Genomic DNA, 24,309 nt, shown 5'->3' on the forward strand with positions numbered 1-24,309 from the left:
ACTCAGCTGGTTTCCAGAAGTTCGAAGGTCAGCCCCGCCTTGCTGGTCAGGCGGTCGAACAGTTTGCCATCCAGTAGTGACGACGGCGTCCAGAATCCGCCCTGTTTCTCACCTTCCACATCAAAAGCAAGGCTCATTCCGGCTTCACCCAGCATCTTGCCTGTGGAGCCATAACCCGGGTCCCTGTCACCGGTTACCTTGGTCTTGATGGTCTTGCCGTCGGCGGTTTTACCCACGAAACGCAGATCATAGAAGCCGTTTTTCTGGGCTTCGGGGCTCGGACCTTCGCCGGGCTTGGGCACAAACTTTTCAACGATCCAGCGGGAAGGTTTGAAGGCAGAGGCGGTAAAGAAACCGCCGAGAGCTCCGGTGATAGCGTAGGCTGCAAGACGCCCTTTCACGCCCCGCCCTGTCATCATGGCTTCATCGTAAGTGAACTCCTTGCCGTAACGGGCGTTCTGCAGTGCATTGGAGCGGTGGACGATCCGTGTGTTGATGGCCCCCATCACGAATGGAGCCAGCCAGACACCAAAATCCCTGTCGAACTCTGCCCCTTTCAGGCTCGGCTGACGGGTCTTGGAGCGATGCTCCGGTGGGCAGATGGAAAACGGGTTAGCCAGCTCTTTGCGCAGTTTGGGATCGGCGGCAGCCTCTTTGGCAACATTCATCATGCTGGCCACCGTACCGCCGGAAAACTCGCCCTTGGCGACCTTGACCCGCATGCGAACGTCCTGGCAGGGCGTACCAAACGTTGCTTCTGCCTGTTCCTGCAGGAACCACACACCCATGTCCGAGGGAATGGAGTCGAAACCACAGCAATGCACAATGCGCGCGCCAGAGGCCTTGGCTTTATCCTCGTAGGTCTCCACCATCTTGCGGATCCACTGGACTTCGCCGGTCAGGTCACAGTAATCCGTGCCGGTTTCAGCGCAGGTTTTAACCAGCGGCTCGCCATACAAGGCGTATGGGCCAACCGTTGAAATCACCACACGGGCCTGGTCACACATGGCTTTGAGCGATTCCTCATCGCTGGCGTCAGCGACAATCATTGGCAGCTCCCCTGCGCCCTTCCCCAGGCTCGCTTTCAGGGTGTTCAGCTTGCTCTCGGAGCGCCCGGCGATGGCCCAGCGAACATCCTTGCCAACGCCATAGGTTTCAAACAGGTAGGTAGTGAGAATCTGTCCCACGAAACTGGTGGCACCGAATACCACGATGTCGTAGGAGGTGTCAGTCTTGTTACTCATTGGTTGTCCTTAATCCTTCAATATCCGTTATGAATGGCCAGCGCCGGTCCGGGCGGCCTTGGCACCCATCAGCACCAGGAAAAGTGCAACGCCCAGCCCCCAGAAGCCGTTAAGAATCAGTCCCCCTACCCAGGTCTGGGCAGACACCGCAAGCCCCTTGAGGGGAAAGACCACAAGCATTGCGACAGCGGTTGGCCCGATGGCGCCTACTATTACATTACCCAACCAGAACTTAAAGCCAGCCAGTCGCCTGAGAATGGCCCAGAGTACCAGGCCCCAAAGGCCACCAAAGAATGCCAGTGAAAACACGGCAGGCACCCCAAGAGGCGGCACCGGGCTCAGGTTGTATGGTGCTGATGGCACCATGCCCGCCACATGGAACAGGGCGAAAAGGCCCTGGTGAAAAATCAGTGTTGCGAGAAATCCACTAATGAACGCTTTTAACCAGATCATGTCATCATCCTTACGTTTGTTTCCCTGGAGATTGCTATAACACGTCGCACCGGCCAATCGATTCAAACGACCGATACTGCACACTCTGTCAGGATTGATACACCCGAATCCCGGAGGTTACCCCATTGAATACCCTGCTTCTGGTACTGAGCCTCATACTTGTCATTGTCAGTAGCTGGCTGTTCTGGCAAGTGCACCGTCAGCGTAAAATGATTGACGAAGCAAATGCTGAAGGCCATGGCCCCGATGATACAAGAGAGCCGCAGATTGTGCTTACGCTCCGGGTGCGTGACCCGATTGCTCTGGCCAAGCGTGAGTCGAAATCGGCCCGAATGCTGGCTGACCGCCTTCCGGTTATGGTTGAACGACTGGTTTATCAGGAAGTGATGAACGAGCTGGAACTGGAACTGGCAGAACGGGAGATCGACGTGGAAATGAAACTCGAATACCGATAGGAGCCGCTATGGAAGCAACAACCCTGCTCAGCCTGTTAGCCACGGCTTCCGCTACCGGGCTTCTGGTCTGTGCCATCAGACAACATGCCCATAATACCCGTAACCTCAGAATACTCAGAGCGCAACAGATCTCTGCCAACAGCCACATCCAGAAAAGCCGTATGGACCTGATGGAAACCCGCAACCGTGCCCGATTGCTGGAAGAGACCGTCAAGAACGGCACCAGTGCGGTAGAGAAAGTGCACAAGGCAATTACCACCACAACCTTCAGCCTGATCGACCGCTTCTCAAGCAACGAAGAATTCCGGGAGAACGCCCGCAGGGCCCGGGAAACCCACGACCAGACCAGCGAAAGCATCTATCGTACTGTTCACACCACCAACAAGGCCCTACATATCCTGGCGGATTCGCTGTTTTTCGGTAAGAAGGAAAAGAAGCTGACAGCCCGAAAAATCCGACAAGGCCGTGAACAGGAAGAGTAGAACGAACAACAAAACAGACAGAAACAGAAAAGGCACCCTAAGGTGCCTTTTCTAACTGAGTCAGAAAGTTACAAGACTTTCTTCAACTCTTCCTCAAGCTGGGGAACTGCTTCGAACAGATCCGCAACCAGGCCATAGTCCGCTACCTGGAAGATCGGCGCTTCTTCGTCCTTGTTGATCGCTACGATCACCTTGGAGTCAGACATGCCGGCCAGGTGCTGGATGGCACCGGAAATACCAACCGCGATGTACAGCTGTGGCGCAACGATCTTGCCGGTCTGGCCGACCTGCATGTCGTTGGGCACAAAGCCTGCGTCGACAGCAGCACGGGAGGCACCTACCGCGGCGCCCATCAGGTCAGCAACCTGCTCCAGCATCTTGAAGTTTTCGCCGTTCTGCATGCCACGGCCACCGGAAACCACGATACCGGCGCTTGCCAGATCCGGACGGTCAGACTTGGCCAGCTCTTCGTTAACGAACTGAGACAGGCCGGCGTCTTTTACGATGTCCAGAGTTTCAACGGTGGCGGAACCGCCTTCACCGGCAACCGGATCAAAGGCAGTCGGACGAACCGTGATCACCTTGATGCTGTCAGTGGATTTGACGGTGGCAATGGCGTTACCGGCGTAGATCGGGCGAACGAAGGTGTCTTCGGACTCCACACGCATGATGTCGGACACCTGGGCAACGTCCAGCAGCGCGGCAACGCGCGGCATGAAATCCTTGCCAACGGTACCGGCGGCCGCCAGGATATGGCTGTAACCTTTGCCTACCTCGGCAACCAGCTCGCCCAGGTTCTCACCCAGAAAGTGACCATACACAGCGTTGTCGGCAACCAGTACCTTGTTAACGCCTTCGGCCTTCGCGGCTGCTTCGCCTACCGCTCCACAGTTTTCACCGGCAACCAGTACGTCGATGTCGCCACCGATGGCTTTGGCAGCCGCCAGAACGTTCAGGGTTGCCTGCTTCAGCTCGCTGTTGTCATGTTCAGCAATTACAAGGATGCTCATTTAGATCACCTTCGCTTCGTTCTTCAGTTTGTCGACCAGCTCAGCTACGTCAGCCACCTTCACGCCTGCCTGGCGGGAGGCCGGGGCCTCTACCTTCAGGGTAGAAAGACGTGGAGCAAGCTCAACACCCAGGTCAGCCGGGCTCATGTTGTCCAGCGGCTTCTTCTTGGCCTTCATGATGTTTGGCAGAGAAGCGTAACGCGGCTCGTTCAGGCGAAGGTCGGTGGTAACAACCGCAGGCAGGTTGAGGGCAACGGTCATCAGGCCGCCATCGACTTCGCGGGTCACATTGACCTTATCGCCTTCAACAACCACTTCAGAAGCGAAAGTGCCCTGGCCCATGCCAGTCAGTGCAGCCAGCATCTGGCCGGTCTGGTTGTTGTCAGAATCGATGGACTGTTTGCCGAGAATGACCAGCTTGGGCTCTTCTTTCTCAACCACGCTCTTGAGCAGCTTGGCCGCTTCGAGAGACTGAACCTCTTCGTCTGTTTCGATATGGATACCACGGTCAGCACCCAGAGCCAGAGCGGTACGGATTTGCTCCTGGGCGGCCTTCGGGCCGATGGATACCACCACGATTTCACTGGCAACACCCTTCTCTTTCAGGCGAACCGCTTCTTCAACAGCGATTTCGCAGAATGGGTTCATTGCCATTTTGACGTTGGCGAGATCAACGCCGGTGTTGTCCGGCTTGACGCGCACCTTTACGTTGTAGTCGATAACTCGTTTTACAGCGACCAGAACCTTCATAGATTCCTCGTTCTTCTACGATGAGTTTACATTTGAGAACAGCACATACTCGCGGGACCTGCTGTCTGTCAGGGCGTCATAATACTGCAGGCAAAGGCCCCCGGGGTCAATAGCCCCGCAAGACGTTCCAGGGGCGCATTCGCGGCCAATGAACGTTGGTTGACTCCACCTGAGCGTGAGACGATACTAAAAAACGATTCATAACACGTTTTGGCCCAGCGCCTTCAAACAATGCCAAAGGTAGACCCAAATTTCAAACAAACGTTTGTTTGATTATTCAATTGCGGTATCCTTTCACCTTATAAGACAGGTACGTTTGCTTTGCAGGAGTCGTCTGTACGAACTTTTACCGGTATGATGACGCCCCTGAGAAATTGCCTGTTGGCATCACTAAAACAGATGAGGAGACCAACGTGGAACGCGAATCGATGGAATTTGATGTTCTGATCGTCGGCGGTGGGCCAGCTGGCCTTTCGGCAGCCTGTCGTATCATGCAAATGGCTCAGGAAGCCGAGCAGGAACTGACCGTCTGCGTCGTTGAGAAAGGTTCCGAGATCGGGGCTCACATTCTGGCAGGCACGGTATTTGAACCTACTGCCCTCAATGAATTGTTCCCTGACTGGAAAGACAGAGGCGCACCGCTGAACACGCCGGTCACCCGTGATGACATTTTCCTGCTCAAGAATCAGGACGGCGCCACCAGGATCCCCAATGCCTTTGTGCCAAAGAACATGCACAACCATGGCAACTACATCATCAGCCTGGGCAATCTCTGTCGCTGGCTGGCTGAACAGGCTGAAGCCCTGGGTGTGGAGGTCTATCCCGGTTTTGCCGCCTCCGAAACCATCGTCGAAGATGGCCAGGTGAAAGGCATTATCACCGGCGATATGGGTGTGGCCCGCGACGGCTCCGAGAAAGAAGGCTACATGCCCGGCATGGAGCTGCGCGCCAAGTACACCCTGTTCACTGAAGGCTGCCGCGGTCACCTTGGCAAGCGCCTGATCCAGGATTTCAAGCTGGACGAAGGCAAGGATCCGCAGCACTACGGCATCGGCATCAAGGAACTGTGGGACATCGACCCGGCCAAGCATGAGCCAGGCCTGGTTATTCACACCACTGGCTGGCCCCTGAACGAGTCCGGTTCCACCGGCGGCTCCTTCCTTTACCACCTGGAAAACGGCCAGGTTTACGTGGGACTGATCACCGACCTGTCGTACAGCAACCCGCACCTGAGCCCGTTTGATGAGTTCCAGCGCCTAAAGCTGCACCCGGAAATCAAAAAGCACCTGGAAGGCGGCAAGCGTGTAGCCTATGGCGCGCGAGCCATCACCAAGGGCGGCTTCAATTCCCTGCCGAAGATGAGCTTCCCCGGCGGCCTGCTTCTGGGCTGCGACGCCGGCACCCTGAACAGCTCCAAGATCAAGGGTTCCCATACTGCCATGAAGTCCGGCATCCTGGGTGCAGAAGCGGTGTTCGAGGCCCTGAAGGGCGGCAAGAGCGGTGAGGAAATCACCAGCTTTGAAGATCGCTTCAAGGACAGCTGGCTGTACAAGGAGCTCTATGACGAGCGGAACTTCAGCCCGGGCATGCACAAGTTCGGTAACTTCGTGGGTGGCGCTATTGCCTATATTGAGCAGAACATTCTTCATCGCAGTCTGCCAATAACATTCCACGACACAACACCGGACTATGCCACCCTGAAGACAGTTGATCAGGCGAAGAAGATTGATTATCCGAAGCCGGATAACAAGCTGACCTTCGACAAACTGTCCTCGGTGTTTATTTCCAACACCAACCACGAAGAGGACCAGCCGGTTCACCTGAAGCTGTCCGACCCGGAGATTCCCATCAAGGAGAATCTGCCGAAGTACAACGAGCCTGCCCAGCGTTACTGCCCGGCCGGTGTGTACGAGGTGGTTGATGCAGAAGATGGCAGTGGCAAGAAGTTTCAGATAAACGCCCAGAACTGCGTTCACTGTAAAACCTGCGACATCAAGGATCCTGCCCAGAATATTACCTGGGTAACGCCGGAAGGCGGCGGTGGTCCGAATTATCCGAATATGTGATTCGGAGCTTTGAAAAAGCGGCCCATTCTTGGGCCGTTTTTTTTGGGCGCTGAAAAGGTATGCGAGGAAGTCGGATTTCGCTGCGCTCTATCCGACCTACCCTATACCCTCGTAGGTCGGATTAGGCCTGAAAGGCCGTAATCCGACAACTGAAAAGGCATGCAAGGAAGTCGGATTTCGCTGCGCTCTATCCGACCTACCCTATGCCCTCGTAGGTCGGATTAGGCCTCAAAGGCCGTAATCCGACAACTTTCCTTCAGTCAAAAAAAACGGCCCACAAGGGGCCGCTTTCATACAACCGGAAAAGCGATCAGTGAGCGTGACCGTGCTCTTGCTCTTCATCGGTTGCTTCGCGCGCTTCTACCACTTCCACATCAAAGTGCAGGGTCTGGCCTGCCAGCGGGTGGTTGGCGTCGATGGTGACAGTGTCGTCGCCTACTTCCACAACACGGACTACCTGGGGGCCGCCCGGAGTCTGTGCCTGGAACTGCATGCCCGGCTCGATGGTGTCCACACCTTCAAACGCGGAACGGGGAACCGGCTGAACCAGCTCTTCGTTGACTTCGCCGTAACCTTCACTGGGCTCAACAGATACTTCTACCTGATCGCCAGGATTCTTTTCATTCAGCGCATTTTCCAGTCCGCCGATAATGTTCTGAGCACCTTCCACATAAGTCAGAGGCTCGCGACCTTCTACACGGGAGGAATCCAGTTCTTCTCCCTGGTCGTTGGTGAGCGTGTAATGGATGGTGACAACACGAGGTTGGGCCATGTGATCTCCTTGCGTGTCGCAATGACTGTTTGATTTAAATTTGGGTAATCGAAAGTAATCTTGAACAGCCAGACTGCACAGAGGGACTTACGACCACCGGGCCTCGTTAGAGAGCCAGGCTCGGTAACAAGTTCGAAAATACAGTTTAACAAGTGTCGGACTGCGTTTTCTACCGTGAGTTATTTGGGACGGCGCTCAGTATTTCAACCTTTGGCGGCAATTTTATAGAAATTTCCGTTACTCCAGACACCTATAGCGGTTTCACCATCGGCCTGCCCTTCAGTAGCCAGGTCGGCAAGGTCATAATAGGCGGCGGTAACAAGCCGCGCTTCAGTTCCATGCCGCAGTTTCACCACTGGACGCGGTTCGTCGGTTCCCTCGTAGGTTCCGACATGCAGCGGGTGCTCTTCCCCGATCTCTATGGTTTCCCCGGTATTGGTGGTCACAGACAGAACCTGCTCCCGGCCTTCCCCGCTTGCCTGCAACGAATGCGCGATGAGGGGGGCATCTTCAACGCTGATCCGCCACTTTTCCACCGGCGTGAGCAGGTAATAATGGCCGTCGTCTTCCCGCCGCAGGATAGTGGAGAACAGCCGTACGATAGCCTCTCGAGCAATGGGAGTGCCCTGATAGAGCCACTGACCATCACGAGCCACAACAATATCGATGTCTCCCGACAGGTCCGGATTCCACTGATCCAGTGGCGGCAACCCCTTCTCCGTGGATTGGGCGCTTTCGACTTGTTCCGCAATCGTTTCGGGCTTCTGGGTCATAGGGATGATTCCTGTGTGAATTCTCGGGGAACTATGGGTACAGATGGCCGAATTTTAAAGGGGGACGACAAACTGAACGACACCCCCTAAAGCCTCAGGGCAGGAACTGGGCGCGGATATCGGCGCAACCAGGCCCGGCAACCGGCATCTCGAAGACTACGGCCTGGGCAGTCATGAAAGGAATGCCCTTGCGATGGCCATCCACCAACAGAGTTGCGAGGCTGCCAACAAAAGGCATGTGGGAGACCACCAGTAATTGTGAAGGCGCTGATTCAATCAGCGCATCAAGACAGCGCCCCGGGTCATCATCCGGTGTGAGAAAGTCCTTTTCGATGACCTGGCAATTGAGGATCTCCGAGGCAATGGCGGCAGTCTGGCGGGCGCGAACCAGAGGGCTGCACCAGATGAGTTCAGGCCGCCAGGGCGACTCCGCTATCTGTGCCGCAACGTCAGCCACACCGTGACGCCCGAATTCCGTCAGCTCCCGCTCCCGGTCGAGGGTGTGCCAGCCGGCTTCCCCGTGACGCATAATGATCAAGTGCACTGGAACCTCCGGAGATGCCAGACAACTATTGGCTGAGTGTACGCGGCAGAATGAATTCCACGTCGGAATTCTGAACCGACATCATCAGGCTGTTGATGACAGCACTGATTGAAGCACCTTCATAAAGTATTTCATACAGGCCGCGCACCAGGGGCATATAGATACCGATGGACTCGGATTTTTCCTTCACGAGTTTCAGAGTATAGATTCCCTCTGCCACCTGCCCCAGCTCGGTAACTGCGTCGTCCAGCGCCTTCCCCTTGCCAACAGCGTAACCCACGCGATAGTTCCGGCTTTTCGGGGACGTACAGGTCACGATCAGGTCCCCAACACCCGCCAGCCCCATAAAGGTCATGGGATTGGCGCCCAGGCTGACGGCAAAGCGGCTCATTTCGGCCAGCCCGCGGGTAATCAGCATGGCTTTGGCATTTTCACCCAGATCCCGCGCCGAGGCGAGGCCGGCTACAATGGCATAGATGTTCTTCAGGGCCCCGGCCAGCTCTACCCCATAGACATCAACGTTGGCGTACACGCGCAGGTATTCGCAGCCGAGCAGTTCCTGGACTGTGCGCCGAACATCCGGGTCCTTGGCGGCAATGACCGTCGCTGTGAGCTCCTGATTGACAATTTCCCCTGCCAGGTTCGGGCCACTGAGAACGCCAATCCGTGAGCGTGGAATCTCTTCCTGAAGGATCTCGCTCATCAGCTTGAAGCCGTGTTCCTCAATGCCCTTGGTCAGGCTGACAACAATCTGGCCGTCACGAAACTCCGCGCTGTTTTCCCGGATCACGGAGCGGAATGCCTTGCTCGGAATAGCGACAAACACTATTTCGGCCTTACCGACAGCTTCCGGGAGACTGGTTGTTGGCTGGATATCGCCGGTCAACTTGACATCCGGCATGTAACGGCTGTTGATACCAGTGTCGCGGATCTCGTCCGCCTGCGCCGGGTCGCGCATCCAGAAGTGCACAGAGTGGCCGTTTTCTGCCAGCACCTTGGCCATGGCCGTGCCGAAACTTCCACCACCAAGGACCGCCACGTCGTGACCTGTCGGAGAGGATTCCGGAGACCGGGAGGCTTTATTCTCAGACATAGTTGTTCCGTTGTTACTTATAGGTCAGGCCCGATTACGGCCGGCAGGAATGGTTAATGCGGTGACAATCGCCGGTTTCAGCCGGACTCTTCACATTCCAGGGCACGCACCAGGTTCTTGAATTCTTCCCGGTTGCGGCTATTCAGGCCCATCAGCACTCGGTGTGCATCAAGAACCTTGTCCCGGACATCCTGCTCGCTGGCACGCAATACGGGGATTTCTTCCAGTTCCTCAATTCGGGAGGCTGGCTCCCGAACAATGATGAAAATCTTGTCGAACCCCATGGAAGTAATGATCCGGGTTATGTCCGGATTGGTGGAAATCATCGTAGGCAGGAAATTGCTGCGTTTCTGGGCTGCCATGGCAATCTTGGCAAGAAGTCCCAGAGTGGTGCTGTCGATAATCTCTGTTTCAGTGAGATCGATGACCACCGTTTTGAAATCGGGGTCCTGGGTGATGGATTCAACCAGGTTATCCAGCGTCGAACAAAGGTTCAGCCGGATTTCTCCAATAAACTTGAGGACATAAATGCCCTGTTTTTCAGCTTGCAGGATCTTGTAACCAGCCATTGAATCCACTGCCACTATTTCGACGTTGGTGCATCGGTACCGGGAACGGTATCCGTTACCGACACGATAGCAATATCGTCAGGTAACTCTGTGATCTCGTCGAGATTCAGAGCGTCTCTCAGGGAAGCAATAGTGTGACTACCTCCCGACACGAGTTCAAGTAATGTCTTTTCCTTTTCATCCAGGCTTTTGGCCTGGATGACCTCCAGTATACCGTCTGAAAACAGGATCAGGTGAAACGGCTGCTCCAGCGGGATTTCATAAACCTCCCACTCCGGGGCCTCAAACAGACCGACCGGTAGTCCGCTGCCCTCCAGAAACTCCGTGCGCCCACCCTCAAAGGATAGGATGGGCATCGGGAAATGCGCCCCCACGGAATACCTCAGGCGCCGGTCCGTGGTGGAGATAATCCCTACAAACACGGTAACGTGCTTGCCGAGCCCGGTATCCAGCAATTCCGAGTTGATTCGCTCGAGAAAGCGCTCCGGGTAAAGAATGTCGTCGCTGGAACCACGCCTCAGGTTGCGCTGAAGGCGATTGGTCAGGTTTTTCAACAAGACGGTTACGAAGGCGGAGCTGGCGCCGTGGCCTGATACGTCGGCGATATAGACCAGCACCTTGTCTTCGGAGATGCGAAAGTAATCGAGGAAGTCGCCACTGAGAAACAATGAGGGTTTGATCAGGTGGTCGATGGATAGCCCCGATAGTACCTGTTCCCTGTCCGGCAGCATGCGGAGTTGAACCTTACGGCCAGCCCTCTGGTCTGCACGTAGCTCTGCAATGCCATCCCGGAGGTCTCGGTTGGCCTCCTCCAGTTCCTGTCGGTAGAGCTGGTTGAGGCGGTTAACTCTCACCCTGTCAAACAGCTTACCGATAACATCGTCCAGGGCGCCGCGATCATCTGAACAGGGTTTGAGCACAATGTCGGCTGCTCCGGCTCTGAGGGCGTGTACGACTTCAGGTGCGTCTGTGCTGGAATAACAGGCAACGATCGGGGTAAAGGTCTCGGCATCCTCCAGCCTGGCCGCCAACTCGTGGATAGCTTCCGGGGACAGGTCGGCAAAGATGATGTCCGGGATATTGTCGTTGAACAGAGAGCGGGCGGAATTCAGATCCGGATGACCGGTCACATAAAATCCCCTGGCCTCGAGGTAACGAGCCAGTTCCGAACGGGCATGCTCATCCGAATCAATTATAAGAATGCGCTCGGTGCGCGATGTCATGATTGTTGCCCTAAACTACCATCGGTAAACGGGAAAATGGGTTTCTGATATCTATTCTGGCACGCCCCTGTGATATAACAAGACATGTTTGATGTTTTTGGGAGGTTGTAATCAATGAGAAGTGCCGTAAATGATCTGCTCGGGGCCTATGACAAGCTGATCATGGACCCGGTTCACGGCGGCATTCCGCTTTACCGGCATGAAATCAAGGTTATTGACCACCCCTTGTTCCAGCGTCTGCGCAATATCTGCCAAAACGATATCCTCAGCCTGGTATTCCCCGGAGCAACCCACTCCCGCTTTCTGCACAGTATTGGCGTGATGCACGTTGGCACCCGTATGTTCCGTTCGATGATCGACGCCTACCTGCGGGAACGACAGCTCAGCGATCACACTGATCTGAGCCTGAGTCAGTTGGACGCCATCGACTACCTCGCCAAGACCATACGCCTTGGCTGCCTGTTACATGACAGCGGGCACTCGAGCTTCTCCCATCAGTTCACCCAGGCCCGGCGGATTCACGATCTGATGTCGCGTCCGGACCGGTTTGATGATCTCTGGGAGGGAATTGATTACTCAATCTACCATTCCAAGCGGCCGGACGAGCTTGAGCATGAGCACTATTCCGTGCGGGTGGCGCACGAAGTTTTGGCCTCAATTGACATGGAGTCCGCCGGGCTGGACCCGAAAGACGTCATCGGGATCATGGAAACCACGGATGTCAGCCCCAGTGAGGCCTTCTGCCGCCATGCCCGTACCTTCTGGAACTTCATTGCCGGTGAAGACGCCGAATCCGGCGTGCTCAGCGAAGCTGACACGCCGCGGCTGGTGATGGACCTGCTATCGTCCATTGTATCCGGTGAGATCGACGCTGACCGCGCGGATTACATGCTTCGGGATGGATTCCACTCTTCCGTGACCATTGGTGGATTCAACCTTGACCACCTGCTCAGCAACCTGCGTTTTGGATGGGACGTGCGCGAGCCCTGGCTCGGACTGGCAATCACCCAGAAGGGCCTGGGGGCGCTGGAGGACTTTGTGTACAGCCGGCACCAGATGTACCGCAAGGTCTACGCCCACAAAACCGCTCTGGGCTTTGACTGGTTGCTAAGGGAAGCCATCAACGAGGTGTTGGAGGACCCGGAGATTTTTGACTGGGTCGACACCTGCCTCAGCAACATGCGGTATTTCGCCGAGCTGACCGACAGTTTTTTCTGGGAAGCCTTCCGCAAGGTGTCGCGCAGGAAGCCCCGCAGCTACTCTCGCTGCATTGTGGACCGCATCAAACTGGACCACCTGGATACCCGGGAGGACCTGACGGCACAGGGCATCAGCGAGCACTGCCTATGGTTGGCCCGGGAACTGAACCTGGACCCGGAGCAGGTGGTGACCTGTTCCATGCGGGCCCGGTTCTCAAACATTCAGGACAATTTCAATGGCATCAAGGTCCTGGTTCGGGACCCCATCAACCGCTCCCGATCCCTGAAACAGATTACCGATGTCAGCGCGTTTTTCAGCAAATTCAGTGACGGAACCATCAACCACTTCTATGTCCGGCCCGAGGTGCTGAACGCGGGCTAGGTGTCGTCAGCAAGAATGCGCGCCGCAAGGCCGCTGGCGCTCAGGAACGCACCTTCCACACGGCCACCACTGAGCCAGTCACCCGCCAGGCCAATCCGGTGGTCATCAAACCAGCAGAACCCCGGTGTGTCGGTGGCTGTGGACTTTGCATAGAGCCAGCGATGGGGCACCCTGTCATCCGGTTGTGCATCACTGCCGGTAACCCGCTGAAAGGCCCTGATCATTTCTTCGGCGACCTCTCCCGGCGACGAATTCTCATGCCGGCGTGACCACTCAGGGTTGGCATGGAGAACCCACCACTGCCCCGTGTCTTCACGGCCTGGTTTGCTGGAGTTATTGGCAATCCAGTAAAGCACATCGTCCTTACAGCGCATGCCTTCGTAGGGCTGCTCCAACGGTTTCGGAAAATAGGCTGCGGTTGCCCAGCACGGCTGAACCTGGCGAACGGGTTCCCGGAGTTCCTCGGCAAGCCCCGGTAACTGACTGTTGCTGAACAGATCCTGCGCCTGGGCGGGTGGCGCGGTCACGATAACAGCGTCAAAGGGGCCGTGGTTTTCGCCGTCCGTGTCCTGCAATGTCCACTCCTGCTGGCCGCTGGGAACCAGGCGTTCAATCCGTGTCTGTACCCGCACATCCACGGATTCAGACAGCGCCCGGGTTACGGCGGTCATTCTCGGAATACCAACATACCGTTTCTCATCCGGGAAAGACTCCCATGCTCCGGCACTGTTCTGGTAGCCGAAACGGCCCTGCCACACCCCAAAGCTTGCCTCACCTGCATGTTGATTCAGAAAACGGATAAAGGCTGGAGACCTCGCTGTAAAGTACTGGGCGCCAATGTCGGCAGAGCCTCCCGGCACACGTTTTGTTGCCATTCGCCCGCCCGGGCCGCGGCTTTTTTCAAACACCGTCACGGTGAGATTCTGCTCTTTGAGCAAATGTGCAGCTGTCAGACCTGCCAAGCCTGAACCAACTATCGCTATCCGGCGTATAACAGGCATCTCATCGGTTTGGTTAAACATCGTTTAGGGTGCATCCAGATCAGGTTAAAGAAACGTATCAGCGTAAACCACGAACGAAAGGGCAACCAGGGTATGACCCGAGTGCAAAACTGGCTGACAAACATTCTGAGATGGTTCGACTCCACTGCGGGTTCGGATCACCTCGACACAGACTCCAGAGCTTTCAATTTTGTCAGAGTAGTGCCTTTTATAGCACTGCACCTGGCATGTTTACTGGTTATCATAACGGGCACCAGCACTGTTGCAGTGGTTTTCGCTGCTGCGTTCTTTGCCGTGCGGATGTTCGCCATCACCGGTTTCTACCACCGGTATTTCGCCCACAAAACTTTCAAAACCAGCCGTGTGGCACAGTTCCTCTTTGGCGCACTGGGTGCAAGTGCTGCCCAGAGAGGCCCGCTATGGTGGGCCGCTCACCACCGGCACCATCACCAGCATTCCGATGATGAAATGGATCTGCATTCCCCCCATCAGGGAGGATTCTGGTGGTCCCATGTGGGCTGGTTTACCTGTGACGCCGGATTCGCGATGGATGAGCGCCGGGTCAAAGACTGGATGAAGTTCCCGGAGTTGCGTTTCCTGAACCGTTTCGACTCGTTGGTGCCTGCTGCTGCCGCTATTGGGATCTATGCGCTCGGCGAAGCTCTTGCGGTCTGGGCGCCAGGGCTGGGCACAAACGGGCTGCAACTGCTTGTGTGGGGATTCTTTATATCCACGGTCGTGCTGTTCCATGCCACCGTTTCCATCAATTCCCTGTCCCATGTCTGGGGCAAGCGTCGGTTCGAAACCGACGATGACAGCAGGAACAACGTCTGGCTGGCCCTGATTACCATGGGTGAAGGCTGGCATAACAATCACCATCGCTGGCCACAATCCGTGCGCCAGGGATTCCGTTGGTACGAAGTGGATATGACCTGGTACGGACTGTGGTTACTTGAGCGCCTGGGAATCATCTGGGACATGAACCCGATTCCGGCGCATATTCAGGAAGAAACCCGCCAACTGGACGCCATGAGGAAGAACCGATCATGAGTACCGCTTCAATCATTGATATGGGTAACAGGAATTCGTCGGTGCACGAGACCCTGGGGCGCTTCAGGCAGCTCTTCAACAATCTGAGCGCCGGGAACATGACTGAACTGGGCAGTGTCTACAGCGATAATGTGGCATTTACTGACCCATTTTCCAGTGTCGAGGGAATCGACGAGCTTACGGACTATTTCACCAGCGCCTACGCCAATGTTATTTCCTGCAGCTTCGAGTTTGGTGAGGCGGTGATCAATGGCGGAAACGTCTGCATTCCCTGGATCATGCATCTCCGGCACAAGCGCATCCGCCGCGGCAAGGTCGTCAGTGTGGATGGCATAAGCCAGATTGTGATTCGTCGTGGTCGCGTTGTCTCCCACAGGGATTATTTCGACGCGGGCCAGTTGCTTTACGAAAACCTCCCGATCCTGGGTGGGATTGTGCGCTGGATAAGGAACCACGCAGGATGAGTCAACGCCTTGAAATAACGTCCAATATCTGGATCACCGGCGCCAGTTCCGGCATCGGAGAAGCGGTTACCCGGGAACTGATGCAACAGGGCCATCGACTGGTGATCACCGGCCGCAGACAGGAGGCGCTTGAGCAACTGTGTGCCCTGGCTCCGGAGCGGATGAAGTCCGCCAGGGCCGATACCACCAGGCGGGAAGACCTCAGTGCCATAGGTGCTGACCTTGAGGCCTTCGGCAACCTGGACATGGCCATCCTGAATGCCGGTGCCTGCGAGTATCTGGAGATTGCGGATTACGACAGTAGCGTGATCGACCACAACATAACCACCAATGTGGTTGGCACCGCCCGCTGCCTGGACATTGCCTTGCCCGCTCTTCGTCGCACAGCACAGCAGGGGCGGCCGGCGACCCTGGTGATTGTGAGCTCCTCGGCCTGGTGGTTTCCGTTCGGGCGCGCGGAAGGTTACGGCGCTTCCAAGGCGGCGCTGACCTATTTTGCCCACGCCCTGAGGGCAGACCTGGCATCCGAAGGAATCGATGTGGTTGTGGTGTCACCGGGCTTTGTCAAAACCCCGCTGACCGACCGCAATGATTTTCCCATGCCCTTCCTGGTTTCCGCGGAAGATGCGGCGACACGAATCGTGACCGGGCTTCGCAAGGGCAGAATGGAAATCGCTTTTCCCAAACGCTTCACATGGACACTGAAACTTCTCGGCGCACTGCCCCAGGGCGTCATTGATCGCATTGCAGCCAGCATGAGCCGGCAAAGCAGGAAAGAACAGGAATCCAATGGATGAGTAACAACCGTCAACGTATTGCAGTCATTGGCGCTGGTGTATCAGGGCTTACAACGGCCTGGCTTTTATCAGAAAAGTACGATGTCGAACTGTTCGAGGCTGGCAGTTATGCCGGCGGCCACACCAATACGGAATCGGTCACGGCCGGCGGCCGGGATTGGCCGGTAAACACCGGTTTCATTGTCTTCAATGACTGGACCTATCCCAACTTCATCAAACTGATGGACCGGTTGGGTGTGGAGTCCGAAGTCAGCGACATGAGTTTCAGCGTTGACTGCCACTCATCCGGCCTGCAATACAATGGTACCAGCCTCAATACACTGTTTGCGCAACGGACCAACCTGCTCAACCTGCCATTCCTGAGAATGATCCGCGAGATTCTGAGATTCAACAAGGAAACCCGTGCAGACCTGGCAGCCGGCAATATCGGGGATGAAGAAAGCCTTGGGGAGTACCTTAACCGGAACGGCTATTCCCGTTATTTCCGCAAGTATTACATTGTGCCCATGGGAGCCGCGATCTGGTCTGCGCCGGAAATAACGCTGGAACAGTTTCCGATCCGGTTCTTCCTGCAGTTTTTCAACAATCACGGCATGCTATCCGTGGACGACAGGCCCACCTGGCGGGTGATTTCCGGCGGTTCTGCCCGTTATGTGGACGCCATGATGGGGCGACTGCAGAACCACACTCACCTGAACAGTCCGGTCTCCTCCGTGATGCGCCAGCAGGATAGAGTCGTGGTGACCGTGAACGACGAACAGCATGAGTTTGACCAGGTGGTGTTTGCCTGCCACAGCGATCAGGCACTGGAAATGATCAAAGATCCAACAGCCACCGAACTGGAGGTCCTGGGTGCCATCACCTATCAGCGCAATGACGTTGTGCTGCATACCGACAGTTCGGTACTGCCCTCCAACCGGCGGGCCTGGGCGGCCTGGAACTACTTTATTCCACAGCACAGTACCGAGCCGGTTTCGGTTACCTACAACATGAACATTCTGCAGAATTTCCACGATGCACCGGAAACCTTCTGCGTCACCCTCAACCGCAGCGCCGACATTGACCCCGGCCGCGTCATCAAGCGCTTCGACTACGCCCATCCGGTGTTTACCCTGGAGGCGGTCGCTGCCCAGAAACGCTATGACGAAATCGGCGGCCACAACCGCAGTCATTTCTGCGGTGCCTACTGGTTCAACGGATTCCACGAAGACGGCGTGTGCAGTGCGCTGCGGGTCACCCGGGCCCTTGGTGTGGAGTTGTAGCCATGAACGCCGCCGTGCACGACAACCTTGTTGACAGTCGCCTTCACAGCCAGTGGCTGGAGGGCACCATCCGGCATCGTCGAATGACCCCCGTGCGCCACGAGTTCAGTTACAGCACAGGCATGCTGGCACTGGATCTGCGTGAGTGGCATTCAATTACCCGGATCAGCCCCCTGTTCTCGCTGGAGAAGTTCAACTGGCTTTCCCTGCGGCGCCAGGACTACTTCCATCCCGAGAAAGACAACCTGCTGCAGGCCGTTATGAACCAGGTCCAGACCGCTACAGGCTGGAAGCCGGACGGCGCGGTGGAGCTGATTACCCACCCCCGTTATTTCGGCTATGTGTTCAACCCGGTCAGCTTCTACTTCTGCTACAACGCCGGTGACCGCCCCGACAAAGGCGCTGTACCGAGAGTTATTCTGGCCCAGATTACCAATACACCCTGGAAAGACCGCCACGTCTATTGCCTTGAAAGCGCCGGTACGGAGCCAACCTCTGCCGGTTGGCGCACCGAGCGCTTCGGGTTCGACAAGCGTTTTCATGTGTCACCGTTCAACCCCATGGACCAGCACTACCAGTGGACCTTCAGCTTCCGGGGACCTGAAGTACGTATACACATGAATGTATTTCAGGACGAACGCAAACATTTTGATGCCACTCTTGTGGTCCGACGCACCCCCCTGGATCGTAAAGAACTTCACAGAAGCCTCCGGCAGTTTCCCATCGAAGCATTGAAGGTGGTGGGTGGCATCTACTGGCATGCTCTGAAGCTGAAACTCAAGGGCGTGCCCTTTTTCACCCACCCGGACAAGCTTCCTGAGAGTGACCCGGCCTACCGGCTGGGACGCGAAGATTCAGGCCTCGATATTACCGAGGCCAGTGACCGAACAAAGACAACCGGAAAGGTAAGCTCATGGAGAACCTGAATACCTCACTCGAATCCACAGTTGCGGACAAGCAGGTCCCACTGAGCAGCCGCGTCGCACGACACCTGGTTTGCCAGCAGTTGTCGCTACTGGAAGACGGTTCCCTGACCATTCGCGAGGCTGGCCAGCAGACCCTGAACTTCGGTGATGGCGATACCCGCTTTGAACCCGCGGAACTGGTTATCCATGACAGCAGCACCTGGAAGGATCTGCTCACCGGCGGCAGCATCGGTGCCGCCGAATCCTATGTAGCCGGTGACTGGTCAACGCCGGACCTGGTAGCGCTGTTGCGTTTCTTCACCCGCAACGTGGACCGGATGAACAAATTCGAGGACAGATTCAGCTGGATCACCAAACCGGCACTGAAAGGATTGCACTGGCTGAACCGCAACACCAAAGAAGGTTCCCGCAAGAACATCAGCGCCCACTATGACCTGGGCAACGACCTGTTCGAGACCTTTCTCGACCCTACCATGATGTACTCATCAGCCATCTATCCGGGCGCTGAGGCGACTCTTGAGGAAGCGGCGGTTCACAAGCTGGATACCATATGCCGCAAACTTGATCTGCAGCCCGGAGACCGGGTTATGGAAATTGGCACCGGCTGGGGCGGCTTCGCAGTACACGCAGCAAAGCATTACGGGTGCCATGTGACGACCACCACGATTTCCTCCGAACAGCTCGAACTCGCGAAAGCCAGGGTGAAAGCTGAAGGACTCGAGGATCGCATAACCCTGCTGTTCGATGATTACAGGGATCTGGAAGGCCAGTTCGACAAACTGGTATCCATCGAGATGATCGAAGCCGTCGGTCCCCAGTTTCTGGACAGCTACTTTAACCAGATCAGCCATCTGCTGAAACCAGACGGACTGGCACTGATTCAGGCCATCAACATGCCGGAACAACGCTACAGCCGTGCGTTGAAGAACGTTGATTTCATCCAGCGTTTTATATTCCCGGGCAGTTTCATCCCTTCGTTCGGAGCTATCCTGGGTTCCGTGCGAACCGGATCCGACCTGGTGATGACCCACGCTGAAGATATCGGATTCCATTACGCCCGTACCCTGCACGACTGGTGTGATCGGTTTATGGCCAACCGGGACAGGCTTGAAAAGCTGGGGTATGACGAAGCCTTTCGCAGGCTCTGGCACTTCTACTTTGCCTACTGCGAGGCAGGGTTCAGCGAACGGGCCATTGGCGTGTCGCAGATCCTGTTTGCCAAGCCGGGCAATAAACGCGAGAACATCCTGAGCGTATGATCCAGTCAGACACCATTCGCAACACCGTCAACTTCGTACTGTTTCAGGCCGGATGGTTCGCCTGCGTCCTGTTTCCGGGCCTGGCTGCGGTTGGCTTCGTGTTGCTTCTGCTGGGGTTTCATATTGCATTCATCAGCAGGCACCGGCTAGCAGAACTGCAGTTTATTGGCGCCGGTACGGTCCTTGGCGGCGTCCTGGATGGTGTCTGGTTCCAGACTGGCATTCTGGACGACGGTACCGGCGGTGTTGAGCTGACACCGGTCTGGCTGGTGGGTATATGGGCCATATTCATGACCACCCTTTCCCATTCACTGTCCTGGATCAGCAGCAGACCCTGGTTGCCGTTTGTGTGCGCACCCATCGCCGGCCCCTTCGCGTACTGGTCCGCCAGCAAGCTTGGAGCGGTGGATCTGCCGGACCCCACGATGTCACTGATAGCACTGGCTGGTGGCTGGCTGGTGGTGTTCCCGGCCCTTCTCTACCTTCGCAAGTACCTGTATCCGGAGCTGGCCCGATGAAGACAACTGCCCTTGTGATCGCCTGCTTTGCCCCTGTGTTGACAGCGTCGGGCGCAGAACTGCGATTTTCCGGCACGGCGGCTCCCCTCAAGGGTGACAGGGCTATCTACGAGGAGCATCACCTGGTCGAAGGAGAATGTTCAGACGGTCTGTTCCGGCCCAATGCGCAGACGGTCACCTACGTTCGGGGTGACGGAGATGACCAGTTTGCGCAAAAGAAGCTCTCCTACGGTGACTCGCTTCTGCGCCCGAACGTGAACTTCCGGCAGCCGGATTTCAACGAGGTTATGGAAATCACAAACCGGGATGGCAAAGAGCTGCGGATCCAGTGGCAGACACCAGGTGACGACACAGAAACCTACACGGTAGAAGTGACAGACTCCCTGGTAGCCGATGCCGGATTTGACCATCTGGTTCGGCAGCACTGGTCTGCCGTGACCACCGGTGAAAGCGTGGAGTTCGAATTTCTGGCCCCCACACGCGGCAAAGCGTACGAGTTCGAACTGGAACCCGCCAGGGATGACCGGATCAATGCCGCGTTCACATTTCGGATCAAGCCTTCCGGAACCATTCTGGGCTTTCTGGTAGACCCGATTCTGCTGGGTTATAACGCGGATGGGATGCTGACGGATTACCTTGGTCTCACCAATATTCGAAAGGACAGGGATGCCAATTACACCGCCCACATCCGCTACACCCTCGAAACTGCTCCGGATTGTGAACTGACCCGCTGAAACCGTCCTTGCTGCCAACGCGGACACCGGGGCCGGGTATGGTAGACTTGCCATTTCCAGACACAGCCACAACAGAGAGTTTCCGCCGATGATGTTTGTCTCCTTCAACGTCAACAGTATCCGCACCCGGCTACATCAGCTTGAGGCCGTCATCAAGGACCTCAACCCGGATGTCATTGGCCTGCAGGAAACCAAGGTTTCCGATGCGGATTTTCCGGAGGACGCCATCCGCGAGCTGGGCTACCACGTTCACTTCCATGGCCAGAAAACCCATTACGGTGTTGCCCTGCTCTCCCGGCAGGAGCCCGACAGTGTTCAGAAAGGTTACCCGTGGGACGGCGAAGACTCCCAGCGCCGGTTGATTACCGGCCACTTTTCGGTGAACGGCCGCAAGCTCGTGGTGATTAACGGCTATTTCCCCCAGGGTGAAAACCGCGACCACCCCATCAAGTTTCCGGCCAAGGAAAAGTTCTACGCGGACCTGATGCGCTACCTGGACGAGCTCAAGGCCACAAACAAAGAGATCGTGCTGATGGGAGACATGAACATCTCTCCCACTGACCTGGATATCGGTATTGGCGCCGACAATGCCAAACGCTGGCTACGCACCGGCAAGTGCAGCTTTCTCCCGGAAGAACGGGAATGGCTGGGACAGGTGGAAAGCCGTGGGTTTACCGACGTATTCCGCCACCTGCATCCGCAAGAGGCCGACACCTTCAGCTGGTTTGACTATCGCAGCAGAGGATTCGAGCGGGATCCGCGCAGGGGCCTGCGGATTGATCTGATCATGGCCAGTGATGACCTGCTTCCGAAAGCAAAGGAAGCAGGGGTCAGCTACGACATTCGCGCCATGGAGCGGCCATCGGACCATTGTCCGGTGTGGGCCAGCTTCGACATCTGACCCCGCCCGGGCCGCGATATGAAAAAAATTAAAACCCGCGACCGCATTCTCGAGGCCAGTCTGATGCTGTTCAACAGCATCGGCGAGCCTAACGTTACTACCCTGTTGATCTCCGACGAACTGGACATCAGCCCGGGCAATCTCTATTACCACTTCAAGAGCAAGGGCGACATTGTCGGAGAGCTGTTTGCCAGCTATGAGCATGAGATGCATGACCTGCTGGCCGTTCCGGAAGACGCCGAAATAAGCCTAGATCAGCAGAGTTTCTTCCTGCACCTGCTGTTTGAAACTGTCGCCCGCTACCGGTTTCTCTATCAGGACCTGGTTAACGTGCTGTCGCGGTACGAACAGCTACAGGCCCGCTTTCGCCGCATCCTCAAGAAGAAAACCAGGGGGTTCCGGACCATATGTGAGAGTTTCCGGCACCAGGGCATCATGGATATCACCGACGGGGAGCTGGACGCGCTGTGTGAGCAGCTCACCCTGACAGCCTGTTACTGGAGCAGTTTCGACAGCCTGTCCCATCTGGATGACCGGGAGTCCATGGACCCCGGTCGTGGCGTCTACCAGATGATGTACCTGTTATTGCCTTACCTGAAGGCTGAAGAAAAGGAACAGATATACCTGATGAGCCGGGACTATCTATGAACGGCAGTGAGTGCGCTGCCGAGTCATTCCTCTTCGGAGCGGTCTTCGGTTTCTTCCCGTAGCCGGTTCAGTTCAGCTTCCAGAGCCTGGATTCGGCGTTCCATGGCTTCAATCTCTTCGCGCCGGTGGATACCCAGACGGCGCAATGCACCGGATACCCGCTCATCAAACAGGTTTTCAAGCCTGTCCCAGGTGCCTGTTGCCCTGTCCCGTACATCGCCCACACGATCCTCCACGGAGCGAAGCTGCTTCTCGACAACGCCACGGGTCTTGCTTTCCAACTGCTCACCTTCCTGTACCAGGCGTTCGAAGAAACGGCCGGCATCCTCTTCAGCCTTGGTATAGGCGCCCAGCCCTGCAAGCCAGATCTGTCTTGCAGACCCCTTTACCTTGCCCGCCAGCTGTTCGTCGTTTTCCGGCTTGTTCTCTTTTTCGTCAGACATGCAAAACCTCGGAAGATAGGACTTCTCTAGACCCTGATTGTATTACAGTGGGCCCCGAATTTCAGTCTGAAACCGACAATCCACCCGTCTACCAATAGACTGGTCGCCCTGAAACCCTCACTGTGACGGGCTTTAGTATAAGCACACTTTCAATATGAAAAAATGTGATCAAATGATTCGCACCCCTGGCTTGAAGTGTTCAAAATATGGTCAATACTTGACTGTACCGGTGTCCCTGCTGATGCCGGTTTGTCTGGAAGTCTTTCATGGATACTACTCGCACGCCTCTGCCCGGCCACCAGTGCCGGGCTTTTTTATGCTTCGAAATAGATATATAGTTATTCCCTAAACGAATATCTATAGTTCTATCTTTTCGGAGGCTTCACTGCATGATTGAAATTGCGTGGGAGAATTTCACCCCATGGTCCGCATTGGTGGGCGGAATCATTATTGGCTTGTCCGCAGCAGCATTCATATTGCTTAACGGGCGAATCGCCGGCATCAGCGGCATTCTGGGAGGATTGCTGGTTCCCCAGAAGCGCGATGTGCTGTGGCGTGTCGCGTTTTTGGCAGGCATGCTGGCTGCCCCCCTGCTCTGGGCGCTGACCACCGACCTGCCCCCTATAGAGATCAAGGCCAGCTATCCGGTCCTGGTGGTATCCGGCCTGTTGGTGGGCATCGGCACGCGCTATGGCTCCGGCTGCACCAGTGGTCACGGCGTATGCGGCCTGTCACGACTGTCTGCACGCTCTTTGATAGCAACCCTGGCCTTCATGGCTACCGGTTTTATTACCGTTTATATCGTTCGCCACCTGATTACGGGAGCCTGATCCATGAAATTCAATCTTGCTTCATTTGGAGCCGGCCTCCTGTTCGGGCTGGGTCTGCTTGTCAGCGGTATGGCCAACCCCGAAAAGGTGCTCGGATTCCTCGATATCGCCGGGCAATGGGACCCTTCGCTTGCCTTCGTCATGGGCGGCGCCATTCTTGTAGGTCTTTTTGCTTTTGCCGTGGCAAAGCAACGGACAGTCTCTTTTCTGGGTTTCAACATGCGCTTGCCAGGCAGTGACCGGCCGGACAGGCGACTTCTGGTCGGCAGCCTGCTGTTTGGGGCTGGCTGGGGACTGGCCGGTTTCTGCCCGGGGCCTGGGCTTGTGGCGCTGGGCGCCGGGGAAACGGGCGCCCTGGTATTTGTGGTGGCAATGGTTGCCGGAATGGGCCTGTTCGAGGTGATCGAGAAAAACAGGGTTGCGAATTGAGGCAACTCCTCAGCGGGCTCTGACAGCAAGGG

The 24,309-nt window shown here is 56.2% G+C and carries 28 protein-coding genes; 16 read left to right on the forward strand and 12 right to left on the reverse strand.

From position 1 onward, the window contains the following. Positions 1-2: 2 nt before the first annotated feature. Both QPM17_RS00285 and QPM17_RS00290 read right to left on the reverse strand, forming a co-directional pair. The gene (locus QPM17_RS00285) at positions 3-1,244 is read right to left on the reverse strand and encodes a saccharopine dehydrogenase family protein (RefSeq protein ID WP_285387762.1); all 1,242 of its coding nucleotides are present in this window, start codon (positions 1,242-1,244) and stop codon (positions 3-5) included. A 27-nt stretch (positions 1,245-1,271) separates the two neighbouring features. Then, positions 1,272-1,697, reverse strand: coding sequence for a hypothetical protein (locus tag QPM17_RS00290; RefSeq protein ID WP_285387764.1), 426 nt, complete (start codon positions 1,695-1,697; stop codon positions 1,272-1,274). A gap of 125 nt (positions 1,698-1,822) precedes the next feature. Between QPM17_RS00290 and QPM17_RS00295 the strand changes: the two genes are divergently transcribed. Both QPM17_RS00295 and QPM17_RS00300 read left to right on the forward strand, forming a co-directional pair. Beyond that, positions 1,823-2,152 (forward strand): hypothetical protein, encoded by a 330-nt coding sequence (locus tag QPM17_RS00295; protein ID WP_285387765.1) that lies wholly within the window; start codon positions 1,823-1,825, stop codon positions 2,150-2,152. Positions 2,153-2,160: 8 nt separating this feature from the next. Beyond that, positions 2,161-2,634 carry a hypothetical protein gene (locus tag QPM17_RS00300; RefSeq protein WP_285387768.1) on the forward strand — a complete coding sequence of 158 codons (474 nt, stop codon included), beginning with the start codon at positions 2,161-2,163 and terminating at the stop codon, positions 2,632-2,634. A gap of 68 nt (positions 2,635-2,702) precedes the next feature. On the opposite strand, the gene QPM17_RS00305 is transcribed toward QPM17_RS00300, so the two are convergent. Continuing rightward, positions 2,703-3,644 carry an electron transfer flavoprotein subunit alpha/FixB family protein gene (locus tag QPM17_RS00305; RefSeq protein ID WP_285387770.1) on the reverse strand — a complete coding sequence of 314 codons (942 nt, stop codon included), beginning with the start codon at positions 3,642-3,644 and terminating at the stop codon, positions 2,703-2,705. Beyond that, entirely contained in the window at positions 3,645-4,394 is a 750-nt protein-coding gene (locus QPM17_RS00310; protein WP_285387772.1) for an electron transfer flavoprotein subunit beta/FixA family protein, read from the reverse strand. A gap of 413 nt (positions 4,395-4,807) precedes the next feature. On the opposite strand from QPM17_RS00310, the gene QPM17_RS00315 reads away from it, so the two are divergent. Then, the gene (locus tag QPM17_RS00315) at positions 4,808-6,460 is read left to right on the forward strand and encodes an electron transfer flavoprotein-ubiquinone oxidoreductase (protein ID WP_285387774.1); all 1,653 of its coding nucleotides are present in this window, start codon (positions 4,808-4,810) and stop codon (positions 6,458-6,460) included. A gap of 310 nt (positions 6,461-6,770) precedes the next feature. On the opposite strand, the gene QPM17_RS00320 is transcribed toward QPM17_RS00315, so the two are convergent. The 6 genes from QPM17_RS00320 to QPM17_RS00345 all read right to left on the reverse strand — a co-directional run bounded on the left by QPM17_RS00320 (position 6,771) and on the right by QPM17_RS00345 (position 11,434). Next, positions 6,771-7,232 (reverse strand): FKBP-type peptidyl-prolyl cis-trans isomerase, encoded by a 462-nt coding sequence (locus QPM17_RS00320; protein WP_285387775.1) that lies wholly within the window; start codon positions 7,230-7,232, stop codon positions 6,771-6,773. A gap of 203 nt (positions 7,233-7,435) precedes the next feature. Further along, positions 7,436-8,005, reverse strand: coding sequence for a DUF1285 domain-containing protein (locus QPM17_RS00325; protein ID WP_285387778.1), 570 nt, complete (start codon positions 8,003-8,005; stop codon positions 7,436-7,438). A gap of 94 nt (positions 8,006-8,099) precedes the next feature. After that, positions 8,100-8,549, reverse strand: a complete 450-nt coding sequence (locus tag QPM17_RS00330; RefSeq protein ID WP_285387779.1) for a SixA phosphatase family protein — start codon at positions 8,547-8,549, stop codon at positions 8,100-8,102. Positions 8,550-8,574: 25 nt separating this feature from the next. Further along, the gene (locus tag QPM17_RS00335) at positions 8,575-9,642 is read right to left on the reverse strand and encodes an NAD(P)H-dependent glycerol-3-phosphate dehydrogenase (protein ID WP_285387781.1); all 1,068 of its coding nucleotides are present in this window, start codon (positions 9,640-9,642) and stop codon (positions 8,575-8,577) included. A gap of 77 nt (positions 9,643-9,719) precedes the next feature. Next, positions 9,720-10,211 carry an STAS domain-containing protein gene (locus QPM17_RS00340; protein WP_285387782.1) on the reverse strand — a complete coding sequence of 164 codons (492 nt, stop codon included), beginning with the start codon at positions 10,209-10,211 and terminating at the stop codon, positions 9,720-9,722. Positions 10,212-10,225: 14 nt separating this feature from the next. Continuing rightward, the gene (locus QPM17_RS00345; protein ID WP_285387783.1) at positions 10,226-11,434 is read right to left on the reverse strand and encodes a PP2C family protein-serine/threonine phosphatase; all 1,209 of its coding nucleotides are present in this window, start codon (positions 11,432-11,434) and stop codon (positions 10,226-10,228) included. Positions 11,435-11,548: 114 nt separating this feature from the next. On the opposite strand from QPM17_RS00345, the gene QPM17_RS00350 reads away from it, so the two are divergent. Further along, complete coding sequence (locus QPM17_RS00350; protein ID WP_285387785.1) at positions 11,549-13,015, forward strand: HD domain-containing protein; 1,467 nt, start codon at positions 11,549-11,551, stop codon at positions 13,013-13,015. Here the strand turns inward: QPM17_RS00350 and QPM17_RS00355 are convergent. Then, positions 13,012-14,037 carry an NAD(P)/FAD-dependent oxidoreductase gene (locus QPM17_RS00355; protein ID WP_285387786.1) on the reverse strand — a complete coding sequence of 342 codons (1,026 nt, stop codon included), beginning with the start codon at positions 14,035-14,037 and terminating at the stop codon, positions 13,012-13,014. The genes QPM17_RS00350 and QPM17_RS00355 overlap by 4 nt on opposite strands. Positions 14,038-14,109: 72 nt before the next feature. On the opposite strand from QPM17_RS00355, the gene QPM17_RS00360 reads away from it, so the two are divergent. The 10 genes from QPM17_RS00360 to QPM17_RS00405 all read left to right on the forward strand — a co-directional run bounded on the left by QPM17_RS00360 (position 14,110) and on the right by QPM17_RS00405 (position 22,575). After that, positions 14,110-15,066, forward strand: a complete 957-nt coding sequence (locus QPM17_RS00360; RefSeq protein WP_285387787.1) for an acyl-CoA desaturase — start codon at positions 14,110-14,112, stop codon at positions 15,064-15,066. Further along, positions 15,063-15,530: a nuclear transport factor 2 family protein gene (locus QPM17_RS00365; protein WP_285387789.1), complete on the forward strand. Its 468-nt coding sequence runs from the start codon at positions 15,063-15,065 to the stop codon at positions 15,528-15,530. The genes QPM17_RS00360 and QPM17_RS00365 overlap by 4 nt, the downstream gene beginning before the upstream one ends. Beyond that, positions 15,527-16,327, forward strand: a complete 801-nt coding sequence (locus QPM17_RS00370) for an SDR family NAD(P)-dependent oxidoreductase (RefSeq protein ID WP_285387790.1) — start codon at positions 15,527-15,529, stop codon at positions 16,325-16,327. Before QPM17_RS00365 ends, QPM17_RS00370 begins: the two co-directional genes overlap by 4 nt. Further along, on the forward strand, positions 16,324-17,589 hold the full coding sequence (locus QPM17_RS00375; protein ID WP_285387793.1) for an NAD(P)/FAD-dependent oxidoreductase: 1,266 nt from the start codon (positions 16,324-16,326) through the stop codon (positions 17,587-17,589). Before QPM17_RS00370 ends, QPM17_RS00375 begins: the two co-directional genes overlap by 4 nt. A gap of 2 nt (positions 17,590-17,591) precedes the next feature. Further along, a complete protein-coding gene (locus QPM17_RS00380; RefSeq protein ID WP_285387794.1) occupies positions 17,592-18,515 on the forward strand; it encodes a DUF1365 domain-containing protein in 924 nt (307 codons plus the stop codon). Further along, positions 18,503-19,774 carry an SAM-dependent methyltransferase gene (locus QPM17_RS00385; protein WP_285387798.1) on the forward strand — a complete coding sequence of 424 codons (1,272 nt, stop codon included), beginning with the start codon at positions 18,503-18,505 and terminating at the stop codon, positions 19,772-19,774. Before QPM17_RS00380 ends, QPM17_RS00385 begins: the two co-directional genes overlap by 13 nt. Continuing rightward, a complete protein-coding gene (locus QPM17_RS00390; RefSeq protein ID WP_285387800.1) occupies positions 19,771-20,292 on the forward strand; it encodes a DUF2878 domain-containing protein in 522 nt (173 codons plus the stop codon). Before QPM17_RS00385 ends, QPM17_RS00390 begins: the two co-directional genes overlap by 4 nt. Beyond that, positions 20,289-21,026: a hypothetical protein gene (locus QPM17_RS00395; RefSeq protein WP_285387801.1), complete on the forward strand. Its 738-nt coding sequence runs from the start codon at positions 20,289-20,291 to the stop codon at positions 21,024-21,026. Before QPM17_RS00390 ends, QPM17_RS00395 begins: the two co-directional genes overlap by 4 nt. An 88-nt stretch (positions 21,027-21,114) precedes the next feature. Further along, on the forward strand, positions 21,115-21,927 hold the full coding sequence (gene xthA, locus QPM17_RS00400; RefSeq protein WP_285387802.1) for an exodeoxyribonuclease III: 813 nt from the start codon (positions 21,115-21,117) through the stop codon (positions 21,925-21,927). Positions 21,928-21,945: 18 nt separating this feature from the next. Beyond that, entirely contained in the window at positions 21,946-22,575 is a 630-nt protein-coding gene (locus QPM17_RS00405; RefSeq protein ID WP_285387803.1) for a TetR/AcrR family transcriptional regulator, read from the forward strand. Between the two features lie 23 nt (positions 22,576-22,598). On the opposite strand, the gene QPM17_RS00410 is transcribed toward QPM17_RS00405, so the two are convergent. Next, positions 22,599-23,018 (reverse strand): phasin family protein, encoded by a 420-nt coding sequence (locus QPM17_RS00410; RefSeq protein ID WP_285387804.1) that lies wholly within the window; start codon positions 23,016-23,018, stop codon positions 22,599-22,601. 389 nt (positions 23,019-23,407) lie between these two features. On the opposite strand from QPM17_RS00410, the gene QPM17_RS00415 reads away from it, so the two are divergent. Together QPM17_RS00415 and QPM17_RS00420 are read left to right on the forward strand one after the other, a co-directional pair. Beyond that, a complete protein-coding gene (locus tag QPM17_RS00415) occupies positions 23,408-23,848 on the forward strand; it encodes a YeeE/YedE family protein (protein ID WP_285387805.1) in 441 nt (146 codons plus the stop codon). Positions 23,849-23,851: 3 nt separating this feature from the next. Then, on the forward strand, positions 23,852-24,277 hold the full coding sequence (locus QPM17_RS00420; RefSeq protein ID WP_285387806.1) for a YeeE/YedE family protein: 426 nt from the start codon (positions 23,852-23,854) through the stop codon (positions 24,275-24,277). Positions 24,278-24,309: the final 32 nt, after the last annotated feature.

This window comes from Marinobacter azerbaijanicus (assembly GCF_030250645.1).
Taxonomy (GTDB): domain Bacteria; phylum Pseudomonadota; class Gammaproteobacteria; order Pseudomonadales; family Oleiphilaceae; genus Marinobacter; species Marinobacter azerbaijanicus.